The sequence below is a fragment of the Curtobacterium sp. ME26 genome, assembly GCF_903970945.1.
GTDB lineage: Bacteria > Actinomycetota > Actinomycetes > Actinomycetales > Microbacteriaceae > Curtobacterium > Curtobacterium citri.
The window spans coordinates 1-16,279 of sequence record NZ_CAJCKG010000036.1 but is presented as its reverse complement, the minus strand read 5'-3'; the positions used below and the strand labels follow the sequence as shown (position 1 = coordinate 16,279).

Sequence of the window (16,279 nt, the reverse complement as noted above, 5' to 3'; positions counted from 1 at the left end):
CGCGCGCGGGCACGGCCGGCGACGAGGTGGCGGTCGGCGAAGGGGGGGGTGCCGACCGCCGGCTTCAGGGCGCCGGTGCCGGGGCGGGGGCCTCGGCGCTGGCGACGCTCGTGGCGGTGACCGGGGCCTCCTCGGTGCGGCTCACGCCGACGCCGCGGACCCAGCCGGCCTTGCCCGCCACCACGTACAGGACGAAGGCGATGACGACCGAGTTGATGGACGGGATCCCGACGGCGACGAAGTACCCGACCAGGGCCGCGACCGCCCAGATGACGAGCGTCGCCGGGACCCACGTCGGGCTCGTCGCCGGCAGGCCCTCGCTGTCGCTGAGCTCACGGCGCCAGCGCTTGACGACGAAGTACTCGGCGACCATGATCCCGGCGATCGGCGGGAAGACGACGCCCAGCACGATGAGGAACGGGGTGAAGGCGTCGAGGAAGCCGACGGCCGCGAGCACCGAGCCGACGACCCCGAGCACGATCGTCACGACGCCGCGGTTGACCTTCCGGCCGAACACCACGTCGATGAAGTTCGTGACGCCGAGGCTCGAGCTGTAGATGTTCCAGTCGTTGATCTTGAACGTGCCGAGCAGGATCACGAGGATGCCGACCCAGCCGACGCTCGACGTGATCACGCGGGTGATGTCCGACGAGCCCACGGCGTGTGCGAGCAGGACGCCGGCCAGTCCGATGACGTACTCGCCGAGGGTCACGCCGAGCGCGGTCTGCTTGATGACGTCGCCGACGGAGCGGTTGAAGCGCGTCATGTCGGGAGTGATCACGGCGCCGACGATGAAGCCGCCGGCGACGAGGGTCGTGCCGGCGACGAAGCTGAGCTCCGGCCCGGCCGGGGCCTTCGCGGCGAGTTCGGCGATCGAGTGCTTGCTCAGTTCGACCACGACCGCCCAGCCGACCAGGATCAGGAAGAGCGGCACCGTGACGTTCGCGAGCCACTGCATCGAGTGGAAGCCGCGGAGCACGATCGCGGTGACGAGCAGGCCGAACACGAGCGACCAGGCCCATGCGGGCAGCACGGGCAGGATCGCCACGAGGCCGGCGGCGGAGACGCCCGACTGGATGCCGAACCACCCGATCAGGCTCAGGCCGATCGCGAGGCCGACGAGCGCGGAACCGGCCTTGCCGAACCCGGTCCACCGCGCGATCACCGATGTGTTGAGGCCCTCGCGCATGCCGATGATGCCGACGAAGACCGAGACGATCTCGAGGATGACGGCGCCGAGGGTGATCGCCCAGAAGGCCTGCCAGAAGCCCATGCCGAAGCCGAGCGTCGCACCGAGCAGGAACTGGGACAGGGCGGAGATCTGCCCGAACCGCTGCACCGCCACCTGGAACCAGCCGTAGCGGGCGGACGCGGGGACACGGGACAGGGAGTGGTCGTCGACGACGACGGACGGGGCTGGTGGTGCTGACGCTGCACTGGCCATCGGGATGCTCCTGGGGGAAGGGGTGCCGACCGGGGCGGTCGGGTTGGAGCAACCGTAGTGAGCGGGTGGGAGGGCGTACACGTGCAGGGTGTCGTTACGAGCGCGTGAATCCGTGCACGCTGCACAGTCCGTTCCCTGGGTGCACATCGGCGCGGTTGTACCGCCCGCGTCCGGGGAACGACGAAGGCCCCGTCGCAGTGCGACGGGGCCTTCTCAGATGTGCGCTCGAAGGGACTCGAACCCCCAACCTTCTGATCCGTAGTCAGATGCTCTATCCATTGAGCTACGAGCGCATCCGGCCCTGGGGCCGATACCGGCCTTGCGGCCGTGGAAGACTCTACAACAGGTGCGGCACCGAACGCCAATCGAGCCGCTCCCGCCGAGCCCTCGGCGTGTCGCCGGGATCAGGCGACGGTCGGTTCCTCGTCGAACACCTCGGCCAGGAACACCTGCAGCGCCTGCCACGATCGACGGTCCGCGCGCTCCTGGTACTGCGCCCCGTGGTCCGGCGCATCGGTGCCCGGCACGGCGAACGCGTGCATCGCCCCGGCGTACGTCACGACCTGCCAGTCGACGGACGGCACGGCGCGCATCTCGTCCTGCCACTCGGCGATCTTGGTGTCCGGCACCATCGGGTCCGCGCCCCCGGTGAGCACGAGGAGCTTCGCCCGGATCGCGGAGGCGTCGGAGTCCTCGTGGACGATCAGCCCGCCGTGGAACGAGACGGCTCCGGCCAGGTCGGCACCCGTACGCGCGAGCTCGAGCGCCCCGGAACCGCCGAAGCAGTACCCCATCACGACGATGCGCGAGTGGTCGACGTCCGGGTCGGCGCGGAGCTGCTCGAGCCCGGCGGTCAGGCGCGCGCGGAACAGCGGCAGGTCCTGGTAGTACGAGCCCGCGACCTGGCCGGCGGTGTCGTCGCCGGGGCGGACGCCCTCGCCGTAGACGTCGGCGCCGAAGGCCACGTAGCCGAGGCGGGCGAGCATCGTGACGCGGGCCTCGACGTGCTCGTTGACGCCGTGCCAGTCGTGGATGACGAGCACGCCGGGGCGCGGGCCGGACGCGGCGTGGTCCTTCGCGAGGACGCCGAGCAGCGCGGTGCCCTCGTGGTCGTAGCGGACGGGCTCGACGCGGACGTCGGAGCCGGCGGGAGCGGGGACGGTGGACAGGACGTCGTCGGTGGTCTTCACGTCACCGGACGCTACGCCCGGTGACCAGGAGACGGACGGGAGGCGCGGTTCCAGCTGGCACCGCGCCTCCCGTCCGTCACCGCATCAGCAGTCGATGTTGTCCCAGCTGTCGGGACCGGCCGACCCCGCCGCGTACTCGTCGAGCGGGGTCTCCCCCGCTCGCCAGGCCTGCAGGAACGGCTCGACGACCTTCCACCCCTGCACCGCGCTGTCGCCGCGGACCGACAGGGTGGCGTCGCCCTCGAGCACCCCCGCGAGGACCTCGCCGTACGCGCTGAGGCGTCCGGGGTTGAACGTTGTCGTCAGCGAGGTGTGGTCGATCGTGTACGGATCGCCCGGGCCGTTCACGTTGAGCTCGAGCTGCATCTCGTCCGGGGCGATCCAGATGCGGAGCTTGTCCGGCCGTTCGGCGCCGGACAGCCCGTTCGGCACGTGCGGCGAGTCCTTGAACGTGATGACGATCTCGCGCCGCTGCTGCTCGAGCGCCTTGCCGGACCGGAGCGTGAACGGCACGCCGGCCCAGCGCCAGTTCGCGACCTCGAGGGTGAGCTGGGCGAGCGTCTCGGTGCCGAGCGAGGGGTCGACGCCGTCCTCGTCGACGTACGAGGGCAGCGAACGCTCGCCGATCGTCCCCGCGGTGTACCGCGCGCGCTTGCCGGCGGCCACGACGTCGCCGCCCCACGGGCGGACGGCGCGGAGCACGAGCTCCTTCTGCGTGCGGAGGTCGTCGGCGTCGATCGAGGCGGGTGCCTCCATCGCGACGACGGCCATCACCTGCAGCAGGTGGCTCTGGATCATGTCGACGAGTGCGCCGGCCTTGTCGTAGTAGCGCGCACGGCCCTCGAGCCCGAGGGTCTCGTCGTAGACGATGTCGACGCGGGAGACGTGCTGCGACGACAGCAGCGGCTCGATGATGCGGTTCGCGAAGCGCAGGCCGAGCAGGTTGAGCACGGTCGAGCGGCCGAGGAAGTGGTCGACCCGGTGGATGCGCTCCTCGGGGAGGAACGAGTGCAGCACGTCGTTGAGCTGCTCGGCGCTCGCGGCGTCGGTGCCGAACGGCTTCTCGAGGGCCAGGCGCGTGCCCGACGGCAGGTCGAGGTCCTCGAGCACCGCGCAGCTCTTCTCGGTCACGGCCGGCGGCAGCGCGAAGTAGACCGCGGGGTCGTGCTCGCACGAGGCGAGCAGGCTCGTCAGGTCGTCGGCGCTGGTGACGTCGGCCCGGTGGTAGCTCGAGGCCTCGATCACGGCGACGAGGCGCGGGCTGAGCCGCTCGCCGCCGTCGTCGTGCGCACCCTCGTCCTCCTCGTTCTTCGATGCCTGCGCGTTCTCGAACGACGTGCGCACCTGCGCCTTCCAGTCGGCGTCGGAGATGTCCTCGACGCCGGCACCGACGAGCTGGACGTCCCAGTCCTCCTTGACGTCGAGGAGGGTGGCGAGACCCGGCAGCAGCAGCCGCTTGGACAGGTCGCCGCTGGCACCGAGGATGAGCAGGCTGGTCTGGAGGCTCGACATGCCCCAGACGGTACTCACGCCGTCCGGCGCGTGGCCGGGTCGCGTCGCTACGGTGGGTGCAGTCCGGCGCGAGGGAGCACCATGAGCAGTGGGTACGGAGGGCGACGCCTCCGCGTCGCCGTGGTCGGGACGGGCATGATCGCCGGGGTGCACGCCCGGGCCGCCCGCGCGGCCGGGGCCGAGGTGACCGGCGTGCTGGGACGCACCCCCTCCCGTTCCGAGCGGGTCGCCGCACAGCTCGACGTGCCGCGCGGGTACGCCTCGCTCGACGAGGTCCTGGCGGACGCACCGGACGTCGTGCACGTCTGCACCCCGAACGACCAGCACCACCCCCAGGCCCTCGCCGTGGTCCGGGCGGGCGTCCACGTGGTGTGCGAGAAGCCCCTGGCGATCGACGCCGCGCAGGCGTCCGAGCTGGTCGAGGCCGCACGTGCGGCCGGTGTCGTGGCGACCGTCCCGTTCGCGTACCGCTACCACCCGGTCGTCCGCGAGATCCGGGCACGGATCGCCGCCGGGGAGCTCGGGCGCCTGCTCGCCGTCCACGGGCACTACCTGCAGGACTGGATGCTCGACGAGGACGCCTCGTCGTGGCGCGTCGACGCCGGCGCCGGCGGACTGTCGCGCGCCTTCGCCGACATCGGCTCGCACTGGTGCGACCTCGTCGAGTTCGTCACGGGCGAGCCCTTCGCCTCGGTCTCCGCCGCGACCGACGTCGTCCACCGGACCCGACCGGCGGCCTCCGGGCCCTCGTTCTCGGGCTCGCCGGACGCGGACCCGCTCGCCGACGCGACCCGGCGCGCGGAGGTGACGACCGAGGACACCGCGGTCGCGACGTTCCGCACCGACGCCGGTCGCATCGGCAACGTCGTGGTCTCGCAGGTGTCCGCAGGGCGGAAGAACCGGCTGTGGTTCGAGGTGGACGGCACCCTCGGGTCCGCGGCGTTCGACCAGGAGCAGCCCGAGTCGGCCTGGTTCGGCACCGAGCGCGGCGCGCAGATCGTCGTCCGCGACCCCTCACAGGGGTTCCCGGACCAGCGTCGTCTGGCGGTCGTGCCGGCCGGGCACCCGCAGGGCTACCTCGACGCGTTCGCGGCGTTCGTCGCCGACACGTACGCGGCGGTGCGGGGCGAGGCGCCGGATGGCCTGCCGGCCTTCGCCGACGGCGCCCGCGCGGCCCGGGTGATCGACGCCGTGGTGGCCAGCGCGGTCGACGGGACGTGGCGCACCATCGGGTGACGAGCGGCCGGTCGCGGACCTGAACGCGTACAGGATCCGACGAGCACGGTGGTCGCATGAGCACCACCGTGAGCGACTTCGTCATCGACCGCATCAAGGCGTGGGGCGTCTCCCGCGTGTTCGGGTACCCCGGCGACGGCATCGGTGCCTTCGACGGCGCCCTGGGCAAGGCAGACGGCAGCGAGCGCGAGCTCGAGTACGTCCGCCCGACCCACGAGGAGATCGCGGCGCTGATGGCGACCGCCCACGCGAAGTTCACCGGCGAGGTCGGCGTCTGCGTCGCGACGTCGAGCCCCGGGGCCTTCCACCTGCTCAACGGGCTGTACGACGCGCAGATGGACAACCAGCCCGTCGTCGCGATCGTCGGGCAGCAGGGGCTCGCCTCGATCGGCACGTTCACGCAGCAGGAGTCGAACCTCGAGCGCGTGTTCGCCGACGTCGCCTGCTACGTCGAGACGGTCGCGACCCCGGACGCGGTCCAGGTCGTCGTCGACACCGCCTTCCGCACGGCGATGCTCCGCAAGCAGCCGGCCGTCGTCGTGCTCCCCCACGACGTGCAGGCCATGGCGTACGAGGCTCCCGCCGCCGAGCACTGGGTGTCGCGGTCGAGCGACGCCGCCCCGTCCACCCGGATCGTCCCGCCGCAGGACGAGATCGCCCGCTTCGCCGAGATCCTGAACGCCGGCGAACGTGTCTCGCTCATCGTCGGTGCCGGGGCCCGCGGTGCGACGGACCTGGTGCTGGCCGTCGCCGAGAAGACCGGTGCCGGCATCATCACCGCGCTGCGCGGCAAGGACGTCGTGCCCTCCGACGTGCCGTACCACACGCAGCAGGTCGGGCTCCTCGGCTCCCGTCCGAGCCTGACGCAGGTCAAGGAGTGCGACACGATCGTGCTCCTCGGGTCGAACTACCCGTACGGCGAGTACCTGCCGGCGAGCGGCCAGGCCCGCGGCGTGCAGGTGGACATCAAGCCCGAGCAGATGGGGCTGCGGTACCCGACCGAGCTCAACCTGTGGGGCGACGTCGGCGCGACGCTCGAGGCCGTGCTCCCGCTCCTCCGCGACAAGCAGGACACCGCGTGGCAGGACAAGCTCGCCGACCAGATGCGCGAGTGGGAGGCCGAGATGGACCGCCAGGCCGAGGTTGCCTACGACGACGGAGTGAACCCGCGCCGGGTCATCCGCGCCGTCAACCAGCGCCTGCCCGAGGGCGTCACGGTGACGTGCGACGCCGGCACCACGGCCGACTGGTACGGCCACCACATCCGGTTGCGCCGCGGCATGCACGGTGACATGTCCGGACGACTGGCGACGATGCTCGCCGCGATGCCCTACGCCGTCACGGCGAAGTTCGCCTTCCCGGACGCCCCGGCCGTCTGCACCATCGGCGACGGTGCGTTCCAGATGCTCGGCATGAACGAGCTCATCACGGTGAAGAAGTACATGGCCCAGTGGCCGAACCAGCAGCTCGTCATCGTCGTCATGCACAACGACGACCTCGGCCAGGTCTCGTGGGAGATGCGGACCGAGGACGGCAACCCGATGTGGTCCGGCTCGCAGGACGTCCAGACGATGGACTACGCCGGCTACGCGGAGCTGCTCGGGTTCACGGGCATCGCGGTGCACCGCGACGACGAGGTCGAGGCCGCCGTCGAGCGCGCCTTGGCGAACCCCGGGGTGACGCTCATCGACGCGTACGTCAGCCGGAACGTCCCGCCCCTGCCGCCGCACATCACCGCCGAGTACGCGGTCAACACGGCGAAGAGCCTGCTCAAGGGCGACCCCGCGGAGCTCGGCGTGATCAAGGACTCGGCGAAGGCGATGGCCGCCGAGGCCGTCGAGCGGGTGAAGGGCGCCCTCGGCCGCGACTGACCCGACGGTTGTCCCCCGATCGGGAGGATCGTCCCCCGTGGTGTGAACAACACGTGACGTGTCGAGCCGGGGCCTGGCGTGTTGTCTGTGGGATTTCGTAGGTTCATCGCCGATGAACGCTCACTCCTCCCCGCGCCGCCGGCGCCTGGCCGGGGCCTCGGCCCTGGTCGCCGCCGGCGTCCTCACCGCCCTCACCGTCCCCTCCGCGGCACTCGCCGCCGAGGGCGACACCACCATCGACCTCTACAACGTCAACGACTTCCACGGCCGGATCGCGCAGTCGATCTCCAAGGACTCGGCTGGTGCGCCGTCACCGCGCGACGGCGACGCCGCCGGTGCCGCGACCCTCGCCGGTGCGCTCGAGCAGCTCCGCGGGACCGACACCTCGACGTCCGCCTTCGTCAGCTCCGGCGACAACATCGGCGGTTCGACCTTCGAGTCCTTCATCCAGGACGACCAGCCGACGATCGACGTCCTCAACCAGATGGACCTGTCCGTCAGCGCGATCGGCAACCACGAGCTCGACAAGGGCCAGGACGACCTGCGCGACCGGGTCATCGGCGGGCAGGGCGACGGCGTCCGCGCGGCGCAGTGGGACTACGTCTCGGCGAACATCCTCGACAGCGCGACGGGCGAACCGGCGTTCGACCCCTACGCCATCGAGGAGATCAGCGGCAAGCGCGTCGCCTTCATCGGCGCGACCGTCGACCTCGTCGGCCAGGGCCTCGTCGCCCCGGACGGCATCGCCGGTCTCGAGATGGGCGACATCACCACCGAGGTGAACAAGGTCGCCGAGCGGCTCACCGACGGGAACGCGGCGAACGACGAGGCAGACGTCCTCGTCCTGCTCGTGCACGACGGCGCCGAGTCCTCGACCCCGGTCAGCCCGACGTCGAACACCGACTTCTCCCGCGCGGTCTACGGCGTCACGCCGAAGGTGTCGGCGATCCTGTCCGCGCACACGCACCAGACGTACTCGTACGCGATCACGCCGACCGGCGGCACCACGCCCCGCCCGGTGATCCAGACCGGCTCGTACGGCTTCAACCTCGGCCACGTGCAGCTGCAGGTCGCAGCGGACGGCACCGTCACCGCACCGGTGGCCGAGAACCTGCGTCTCGTCGACGGCACGTACGCGAAGGACGCCGCCGTCCAGGCGACCGTCGACACCGCCGTCAAGGAGGCCGACCGCCTCGGCGCCGTCGAGCTCGGCACGATCGACCGCGACCTCAAGCGCGCCGTGCAGTCCCCGGACGCGGACGGGCTGCAGTCCGAGAACCGCGGTGGCGAGTCCACCCTCGGCAACTTCGTCGCCGAGGTCCAGCGCTCGCAGACCGAGCGCCAGGGGTCGCAGATCGCCTTCATGAACCCGGGCGGCCTCCGCGCCGACATCGGCGCCGGAACGGTCACCTACAAGGAGGCCGCGGTCGTCCAGCCGTTCGCGAACACGCTCGTCGTGCTCGACTTGACCGGTGACCAGATCCGCCAGGCGCTCGAACAGCAGTGGCAGCCGTCGACGGCGAGCCGTCCGTTCCTCAAGCTCGGTGCGTCCGCGGGCTTCTCGTACACCTACGACCCGGAGGCCACGGCCGGCGCGCGCATCACGTCGATGACGCTCGACGGCGAGCCGGTCGACGCTGACACCACCTACAAGGTGACGGTCAACTCGTTCCTCGCGACCGGTGGCGACAACTTCGCTGCGTTCAAGGGCGCCGCCGCGAAGCAGGACAGCGGCATGGTCGACCTCGAGGCACAGGTCCAGTACTTCCGGGCCAACCCGGAGGTGGCGGTCCAGGAGGACCAGCGCGCCGTCGGCGTCCGGGTCACCGACGCCCCCGAGGGCGGCTTCCAGCCCGGTGACGACGTGCGCATCGACCTGTCGTCGCTCACCTTCAGCAACGCGGCCGACCAGGGCGGCACCGTCTCGGTCAGCGCCGGTGACCAGGAACTCGCGACCGCTGACGTCGACAACACGATCGTCGACACCACGGACGAGCAGGGTCGCGCGACCCTGACCTTCACGGTCCCCGAGGGCACCGTCGCCACGCCCGCTGACGCTCGTGCCTCGGCACTCGCGGTCGCTCCGACCGCGACCGCTCCGACCGTGACCACCGACGAGCCGCTCGTCGTGACCCTGCCGAACGGTCAGGCGATCACCCTCGCCGTCACCGTGCCGATCGAGACCGCCGCCGAGCCGACGGACCCGACCGACCCGACGAACCCGACCGACCCGGGCACCCCGGGCGCGGGTGACCCGACCGCTCCGGGCACGGGCCTGCCGGGCGACGGTACCGGCACCGGCGACGTGGACGGCGACGGCGTCGCCGACGGCGTCCGTCCGGGCACGGCCGGTGGCGACCTCGCCTTCACCGGCGCCGACCTGGTCGTCCCGGGCATCGCCGCCGGTGTCCTGCTGCTCGCCGGCGCGCTGGGCCTGGTGCTCGCCCGCCGGAAGCGCGCCGAGCGCGAGGCGACGGTCCTGACGGACTGACACCGCGCCTCCCGGCCGACGACAGGCGACGGGCCGTCCCACCTCGGTGGGGCGGCCCGTCCCGCTGTCCGCTGCCGGAAGACACGGCCAGTTCCACCGGTCCGCGAGGTACGCTCGCCCTGTCGCATCGCGACGCGTCGCGCCGGGTCGCCCCCCAGGGCCGGACGGTGGTTCCGTCCGTCGACTCCGCGACGCGGGTGTCCTCCGTCTCCAGGGAAACGACGGAGGACACCCACCTCAGCTCCGCGGGCCGGTCAGCGGAAGAGCTGCTCCCCGACGTACGACCCCTTCCGCGGCGCCGGCGGGACGGCGAAGACGCCGGACCCGATGTGCGACACGTACTCGTTCAGACGGTCCGACGCCCCGAGCTTCCGCTGCAGCCGCGTGAAGTGCTCCGGGTCGGTCGTGTAGGCCGCGAAGAGCAACCCGGCGTCGAGCTGGCCGTACTGGTTCAGCCCGTCCGTGTAGTTGTAGCCGCGGCGCAGGATCTTCACGCCGCCGTTGTTCTCGTGCGCGGCGAGCGCGACGTGCGACCGCGGGTCGATCGCGGTCGCGCCGTCCGCACCGGCCCCGTGCGCGGCGGCGTGGAAGTCCGGCGTGGTGTGCTCGGTCCCGCCGGAGAGCGGGGCGCCCTCCACCTTCGTGCGGCCGAAGACCCGCTGCTGGTCGCGCACGACGTCGGCGTCCCACGTCTCCAGGTTCATCCGGATCTTCCGGACCACCTGGTACGTGCCTCCGGCCATCCACCCGGCGTCGTCGTCGAGCCAGACGAAGCGGTCGTACTCCTCGTCCGTCGAGACGTTGCGGGTGCCGTCCTTGAAGCCCATCAGGTTCCGCGGCGTCGACTGCGGCGGACCGGCGGAGGCGCGGCCGAAGCCGATCACCGTCCACCGCACGGTCGCGGTCCCACGGGCCATCCGCGCCAGGTCGCGCACGGCGTGGTACGCCACCTGCGGGTCGTCGGCGCAGGCCTGCAGGGAGAGGTCCCCACCGGTCAGGCCGTCCTCGAGCGCGTCGCTCGGCAGGGTCGGGATCGCCGCGAGGTGCGCCGGGCGCTTCGCCGCCAGCCCGAAGCGCTCGTCGAACACCCCGGGGCCGAGGCCGACGGTGACCGTGAGGGACGCGGGACCGAGGTCGAGCGCTTCCCCCGTGTCCGCGCCGACGCCCTCGCCGTGCGCGGGCTCGACGCTGCCGATCGTCCGCCCGGCCTGCAGCTGCGCGATCGCCGCCGACCACCGGGCGAGCAGCACCTGCAGCTCGGTGGCGGTGGAGGCGGTCAGGTCGAACACCATGAACACGCAGTGCCGCTGCGGGGTCGTCCGGATCCCGCCCTGCGGCTGCCGTGCCGCGGTCGCGTAGAACGGCACCTGCTGGGAGAGGTCGATGGACTCGTCGGCGTTGCCGGCTGCGGCGAACGGGTCGACCCCGGTCGCCACCGTGGCCCCGGCGACACCTGCGACCGCGCCGACGCCGGCACCGGCTGCGGCGAGCCCGGCGCCGAGCAGACCACGGCGCGAGAACCGTGACGCGGTCACGCCGTCGCGACCTTCTCGGCCAGGCGGGACAGCGGGTCCTGCAGCGCCTGGACCTGCTGCGAGATGCGGTTGGCGTCCTCCGCCTTCGCGGCGGCGTCCCACGTGCTGAAGCCGCCGAGGGCGTTCGCGTCGCGGAACCCGTCCATCATCGTGTTCGTCGCGTCGAACTGCGCGGCGATCTGCTTCGTGAGGGCCGGGTCGACCTTCGTCAGGCCGGGCTTGAGGTACGCGAAGGCCTGCCGGGCGCCCTCGACGTTCGCGGCGAGGTCGACGAGGTCGATGTGGCTGTACGCCTCCTCCTCCCCGGTGATCTTGTTCGACTGGACTTCCTCGAGCAGCCCGGCGGCGCCGTTCGCCAGGTCCTCCGGCTTGTATTGCAGCGTCGGCACGAGCTTCGCGAGGAGCTGCACGTTCGCGGTGAGGTCGGCGGCGGTCTGCTTCGTCGACGCCGTGATCGCGCCGGCCTGGAACAGGTCCTTCTCGACGGCGTGGAACCCGCTCCAGCCGACGGCGGCGTCGAGGTTCGACTGCCGCATGTCGACGAGGTAGTCGAGGTTGCCCGCGTTGTCGGTGGCGCTGTGGCCCTGCTTGACGAAGCCGTCGACGTCGCTCTCGACGTGCTCGTAGAACGGCCGGGCGGCCGCGTAGTCGCGCTTCGCCGCGTCGAGGTCCCCGGCGTCGACGTCGGTCTGCAGCTGCCGGACGGCGGTCACCATGTCGGTCACCTGGCCGTCGACGTAGGTCGCGTAGCCCGTCGCGCCGTCGGCGAGCAGGGCCGCGGCGCTGCTGTCGGCGGTCGCCGCCGCCTTCCCGGTGACGGTGAAGTCGGTCAGCTCCTCGGCCGCGCCGGGGCAGTACACCTGGTACTTGCCGCCGGTCAGGGTCGCGGTGAAGCGGACGGCGTCGAGTCCGGGCGCGAGGTTCTCCTTCTCGCCGAGGATGCGCTGGTCCTGCAGGAGCTCCACCTCGGTGATGGCGGTGGACGACTCGTTGCGCACGGTGAACGTGACGGGGCCCGCGGGGACCTTCGTGGTCGACACGGCGCAGGCGTCGGAGCCGTCGTTCGTCAGCGTGATGGTGACGCGGGACACCCGGCCGGTGCCGCCGGTCGCGTCGTCGGCCGGTGTGCTGCCGGCCGAGCACCCGGTCAGGGTCAGGACGGCGGCGACACCCAGGGCGCCGAGGGCGAGCAGGGGTCGGGCGGTCGTCGTGGCGGTCGGGGTCGTGGGGGTCCTACCGAACGGCATGGTCGAGGCTCCTCGCTGGGACGTCGGCGGGCGGGCCGCGCGACGGGTCGGTTCCGGGGGTGGTGGTCGTGGGGGTCCGGACGCGGCGCCGGTCGCGGGCCGCGAGCGCGGCCTGGGCAGCCGCCGCGACGAGCAGCGCGAGCGGTAACCAGGCGTTCCAGAGGCGCAGCTCGGCCGCACGCGTCTGTGCGGCGGCGAGGTCCGTCGCCGCACGGTCCGCGTCGGCGGGCGGGACGGTCCAGACGTCGCGGTCCAGCGTGGTCGTCCGGGCGGCCGGGAGGCCCCCACCGCGCAGCGTGAGGACGTCGCGTTCCGAGCGGGTCGCCTCCAGGACGCCGCCCCGCACGGTCGTGAGGGTCACGGTGTCGCGGACGGTCCAGTCGGCGGCGAACGGGCCGGGGTTCGTCGACGGGGAGACGCCGACCGGGACCCGGCCGAACAGCCCGACGAGCTGGTCGAGCGTCAGCGAGGTCGGTCGGTCGGTGGCCGGGACGTCCTCGGTGACCTGCCACTGGTCGGCACCGGTGCCCGCGCGGGCGACGCGACGGTGGACCGACGCGGGCAGGGTGATCCTCCCCTCGGTCTCGGCCGTCCCGTCGCTCCGCAAGCTCCGCGACGCGCCGGTACCGGACCGAGTGGGCCCCTCCTCCCGGCCGCTGCCCGACACCCGGAGGACCGCTGCGTCTCCGTCGACCGACGCCGTCACGGAGCGCGCGTCGCCGGTGACGGCGACCGTGCGGGGCAGGTCCGCGCCGCCGCCGGAGGGCACGGCGACCGCGAGCACGACGGCCGTCGCGGCGAGGGCGGCGGCGAGGACGGCGCGCACCCGCGGGACGCGCTGCGGCGACGGACGCCAGGCGCGCGGCCAGAGCGCGACGGCGAGGACCGGGACGACGTAGAGGACCCAGCCGAGCACCTCGACGACGCGCGGGTCGGCGGGGATGCCCAGCACCCCGGTGACGAGCGCGCCGCGGACCGAGCCGTTCGGGGCGAGCCAGCCGAGGTCGACCGTGCGCTGCTGGCCGATGACGAGCCACCCGGCCTCGTGCGCGTGGCGGAGCGCGGTGAGGACGAGGCCGCCCGCGACGAACACGAGGAAGACGCCCGTGACGGTGAAGAACCGGCCGAGGTCGAGCCGCACGCCACCGGTGTAGATGCCGTACCCGATGAGCACCGCCACGGCGATGCCGATCACGGCGCCGAGGGCCGCGGTCCCGGTGTCCGTCGATGCCTGGAAGGTCGCGAGCAGGAACACCGCGGTCTCGAAGCCCTCCTTGAGGACCGCGAGGAACGCCATGCCGGCGAGGGCCCAGGCGGTGCCACGGCCGAGGGCTGCTGACGCGCTCGCCTGCAGGTCCCGCGAGAGGGTCCGCGCGTGGGTCCGCATCCAGACCACCATCCCGGTCACGAAGACGACCGCGACGGCGCCGATGACGGTCTCCATGCCCTCCTGCTCGGCCTGCGGCAGGGCCTGCTCGACGAGCTGCAGGCCGAAGCCGACGGCGATGCTCAGGGCGACCGCGACGCCGACGCCGGTCCACATCGGGGTCAGCGGAGCGCGGTTGCGACGGAGGAACGCGGCGATGATGCCGACGATGAGCGTCGCTTCGAGGCCTTCGCGGAGGCCGATGACGAGGGTGGCGATCATGGCGAAGGTGAGGCTAACCTAACCATCCGCCGCACCGCCACCTCCGTGACGTGGGGTTTGATTGTTCTCATGAACCTGCTGACCCCCGAGGGCCTGGCGTCGGTCACGAACGTGCTCGACCTCGCCGGCGTCTTCGCCTCGGCCCTGCTCGGCGGTTCGCTCGCCCGCACCATGGAGTTCGACCTGTTCGGGTTCCTCGTCGTCGGGTTCGTCTCCGGGCTCGGCGGCGGCATTCTCCGCGACACCCTGCTGCAGAACGGCCCACCCGTCGCGCTCGTCGACCCGCTCTACCTGCCCGTCGCGATCGCCGGGTCGCTCGTCGCCTTCTTCGTGTCGTTCTCCGAGGTGACGTGGGACCGCCTGTTCACCGTGCTCGACGCGGCGGTGATCGGCTTCTGGTCGGTGGTCGGCGTGCAGCGGACCTTCGACGCGGGTCTCGAGTGGCCGACCGCGATCATCATGGGCACGGTCACCGCGGTCGGCGGCGGGGCCATGCGCGACCTGCTGCTGCGGCGCGTCCCCGCGGTCTTCGGCGGGAACGCCCTCTACGCCACGGTCGCGGTCGCCGCGTCGGCCGTGATGGTCGTCGCCTCGCACCTCGGCTCCCCCACCATCGGCATCGTCGCCGCCATCGTGCTCTCGCTCGGGCTGCGGTACGGCGCCGTCAAGCGGGGCTGGGGCCTGCCGAACGGTCGCGAGTGGCAGCCGAAGTCGACCCTCGGGTCCCTGCTGCAGCGCGGGCGACGTCTCCGGCCGGACGCGATCCGGCTGCTCCGTCGACCCGGCAGGCGCACCGGACGGGGCAGCGTGCGGAGCGATCGCGAGCCGTCCGACGACGCCTGAGCCTGCCTCGGGGACTGTGCTCGGGAGGCCCCACGCGCTACCATCGCTACCGCCGGGTATCCACCCGGTGACCACGTCGACGACCACACCGACACGACCCGAACGTGCCGGTCGGGCCACCGACGTGGCCGGGGGCTTCGCTGGTGCCGCGCGTGTGCGCAGCGCGCGGCGCGGCAGGTCCCCGACGGTCGCCCCGCAGCCCGGAGCGCCGGAACCCCGCACGGTCACCCACGTGCGGAGATCGACAGCACGGCACACCACCGCGACGATCACGGATCAGGACCACATGGACGACGACGCCACCTCCCCCACCGCCAGGACCCCGCGCGCCGAGGTCCGGGAGCGCCTGCTCGCCGCCGGCGCCGACGTGTTCGCCGAGTCCGGCGTGCACGGCGCCCGGCTCGACGACGTCGCCGCCCGCGCCGGCTTCAGCAAGGGCGCCGTCTACTCGAACTTCTCGTCGAAGCAGGACCTCGTCGCCCAGGTCATGCAGCGCTCGACGAACATGGTGCTCGCGTCGCTGCAGGAGGTGGTGCGCGTCGACATCGCGGCCACCGACATCGCCGACGTCGTCCGTGCGGCGTTCGGCGGGCACGACCAGGCCCGGCAGTTCGCGCTGCTCTGCGAGTTCCGCGCCTACGCGACCCGCACACCGGAGGCGATGCCCGAGTTCGTCCGGCAGCGCCGCGAGCTGCAGGACGGCGTGCTCGACCTCGTGCGGCTCTGGTTCGGGGCGCACCCGGAGGTCGCACCCGCGATGCCCCTGGAGGACTTCGCGATCCTGCTCGTCGGCGCGAACGTCGGCATCGTGTTCGACGCCCCCGCGCTCCCCGGCGTCCACCCGGGCGACGTCATCGCCGGCATCGTCGACGCGGTGGTGCGCCCGCGGCGCTGACGCGCGCGGGAGCGGGGCGCGGAACGCGCCCGCGGGCCGTGGCCCGCGGCGCCGCCGCACAACGGGAGGCACGTCGCGCCACGCGATCTCGTGGCGCGAGCCGCCCCACGTTGTGCGCAGGCACGCCGCGCCACTGCGCGGCCCGGCAGCGGCGGAACGCGTCAGCGCCGACGCGCGCGGCGCACAACCGGAAGCCGGTCGCGCCACGGAATTGCGTGGTGCGGACCGGCAGAGCGTCGTGGAGGGAAAGAGTGGTCACTGCAGTGGTGCACCCGTGCGGTCGTGGTCTCGCTGGACAACAGACAAATCAACCAGGACCACGGTGGTGGACTGAGGTGCCACTCAGACGCCTAGGCTCATGCCACTG

At 72.5% G+C, this 16,279-nt stretch carries 11 protein-coding genes and 1 tRNA gene; 5 read left to right on the top strand and 7 right to left on the bottom strand.

Annotation, left to right across the window (positions count from 1 at the left end):
- Positions 1-64: 64 nt before the first annotated feature.
- The 4 genes from H7A69_RS13055 to H7A69_RS13040 form a co-directional block, all read right to left on the bottom strand.
- Positions 65-1,444, bottom strand: coding sequence for a purine-cytosine permease family protein (locus tag H7A69_RS13055; RefSeq protein ID WP_182047393.1), 1,380 nt, complete (start codon positions 1,442-1,444; stop codon positions 65-67).
- Positions 1,445-1,664: 220 nt separating this feature from the next.
- Positions 1,665-1,737, bottom strand: a tRNA-Arg gene (locus H7A69_RS13050).
- 111 nt (positions 1,738-1,848) lie between these two features.
- Entirely contained in the window at positions 1,849-2,634 is a 786-nt protein-coding gene (locus H7A69_RS13045; protein WP_182047392.1) for a dienelactone hydrolase family protein, read from the bottom strand.
- An 84-nt stretch (positions 2,635-2,718) separates the two neighbouring features.
- Complete coding sequence (locus H7A69_RS13040; protein ID WP_182047391.1) at positions 2,719-4,146, bottom strand: glucose-6-phosphate dehydrogenase; 1,428 nt, start codon at positions 4,144-4,146, stop codon at positions 2,719-2,721.
- Positions 4,147-4,227: 81 nt separating this feature from the next.
- On the opposite strand from H7A69_RS13040, the gene H7A69_RS13035 reads away from it, so the two are divergent.
- The 3 genes from H7A69_RS13035 to H7A69_RS13025 all read left to right on the top strand — a co-directional run bounded on the left by H7A69_RS13035 (position 4,228) and on the right by H7A69_RS13025 (position 9,744).
- Positions 4,228-5,382, top strand: coding sequence for a Gfo/Idh/MocA family protein (locus H7A69_RS13035; RefSeq protein ID WP_182047390.1), 1,155 nt, complete (start codon positions 4,228-4,230; stop codon positions 5,380-5,382).
- A gap of 56 nt (positions 5,383-5,438) precedes the next feature.
- Positions 5,439-7,253 carry a thiamine pyrophosphate-requiring protein gene (locus H7A69_RS13030; protein ID WP_182047389.1) on the top strand — a complete coding sequence of 605 codons (1,815 nt, stop codon included), beginning with the start codon at positions 5,439-5,441 and terminating at the stop codon, positions 7,251-7,253.
- Between the two features lie 112 nt (positions 7,254-7,365).
- Positions 7,366-9,744 (top strand): bifunctional metallophosphatase/5'-nucleotidase, encoded by a 2,379-nt coding sequence (locus H7A69_RS13025; protein ID WP_182047388.1) that lies wholly within the window; start codon positions 7,366-7,368, stop codon positions 9,742-9,744.
- A gap of 254 nt (positions 9,745-9,998) precedes the next feature.
- On the opposite strand, the gene H7A69_RS13020 is transcribed toward H7A69_RS13025, so the two are convergent.
- Genes H7A69_RS13020 through efeU form a run of 3 tightly spaced genes read right to left on the bottom strand, consistent with a single transcriptional unit; the run spans position 9,999 to position 14,174 of the window.
- Positions 9,999-11,279 carry a Dyp-type peroxidase gene (locus H7A69_RS13020; RefSeq protein WP_182047387.1) on the bottom strand — a complete coding sequence of 427 codons (1,281 nt, stop codon included), beginning with the start codon at positions 11,277-11,279 and terminating at the stop codon, positions 9,999-10,001.
- A complete protein-coding gene (efeO, locus tag H7A69_RS13015) occupies positions 11,276-12,526 on the bottom strand; it encodes an iron uptake system protein EfeO (protein ID WP_182047386.1) in 1,251 nt (416 codons plus the stop codon). Before efeO ends, H7A69_RS13020 begins: the two co-directional genes overlap by 4 nt.
- A complete protein-coding gene (gene efeU, locus H7A69_RS13010) occupies positions 12,513-14,174 on the bottom strand; it encodes an iron uptake transporter permease EfeU (protein ID WP_182047385.1) in 1,662 nt (553 codons plus the stop codon). Before efeU ends, efeO begins: the two co-directional genes overlap by 14 nt.
- A 69-nt stretch (positions 14,175-14,243) precedes the next feature.
- Here efeU and H7A69_RS13005 point away from each other — a divergent pair, with 69 nt between their 5' ends.
- Positions 14,244-15,017 carry a trimeric intracellular cation channel family protein gene (locus H7A69_RS13005; RefSeq protein ID WP_182047384.1) on the top strand — a complete coding sequence of 258 codons (774 nt, stop codon included), beginning with the start codon at positions 14,244-14,246 and terminating at the stop codon, positions 15,015-15,017.
- 232 nt (positions 15,018-15,249) lie between these two features.
- On the top strand, positions 15,250-15,912 hold the full coding sequence (locus tag H7A69_RS13000) for a TetR/AcrR family transcriptional regulator (protein ID WP_182047383.1): 663 nt from the start codon (positions 15,250-15,252) through the stop codon (positions 15,910-15,912).
- The last annotated feature ends 367 nt before the right edge of the window (positions 15,913-16,279 follow it).

Coding starts and splice junctions, on each gene's coding strand:
- H7A69_RS13030 (WP_182047389.1), top strand. CDS start 5,439: ATGAGCACCACCGTGAGCGACTTCGTCATCGACCGCATCAAGGCGTGG.
- H7A69_RS13025 (WP_182047388.1), top strand. CDS start 7,366: ATGAACGCTCACTCCTCCCCGCGCCGCCGGCGCCTGGCCGGGGCCTCG.
- H7A69_RS13005 (WP_182047384.1), top strand. CDS start 14,244: ATGAACCTGCTGACCCCCGAGGGCCTGGCGTCGGTCACGAACGTGCTC.
- efeU (WP_182047385.1), bottom strand. CDS start 14,174: ATGATCGCCACCCTCGTCATCGGCCTCCGCGAAGGCCTCGAAGCGACG.
- efeO (WP_182047386.1), bottom strand. CDS start 12,526: ATGCCGTTCGGTAGGACCCCCACGACCCCGACCGCCACGACGACCGCC.
- H7A69_RS13035 (WP_182047390.1), top strand. CDS start 4,228: ATGAGCAGTGGGTACGGAGGGCGACGCCTCCGCGTCGCCGTGGTCGGG.
- H7A69_RS13040 (WP_182047391.1), bottom strand. CDS start 4,146: ATGTCGAGCCTCCAGACCAGCCTGCTCATCCTCGGTGCCAGCGGCGAC.
- H7A69_RS13055 (WP_182047393.1), bottom strand. CDS start 1,444: ATGGCCAGTGCAGCGTCAGCACCACCAGCCCCGTCCGTCGTCGTCGAC.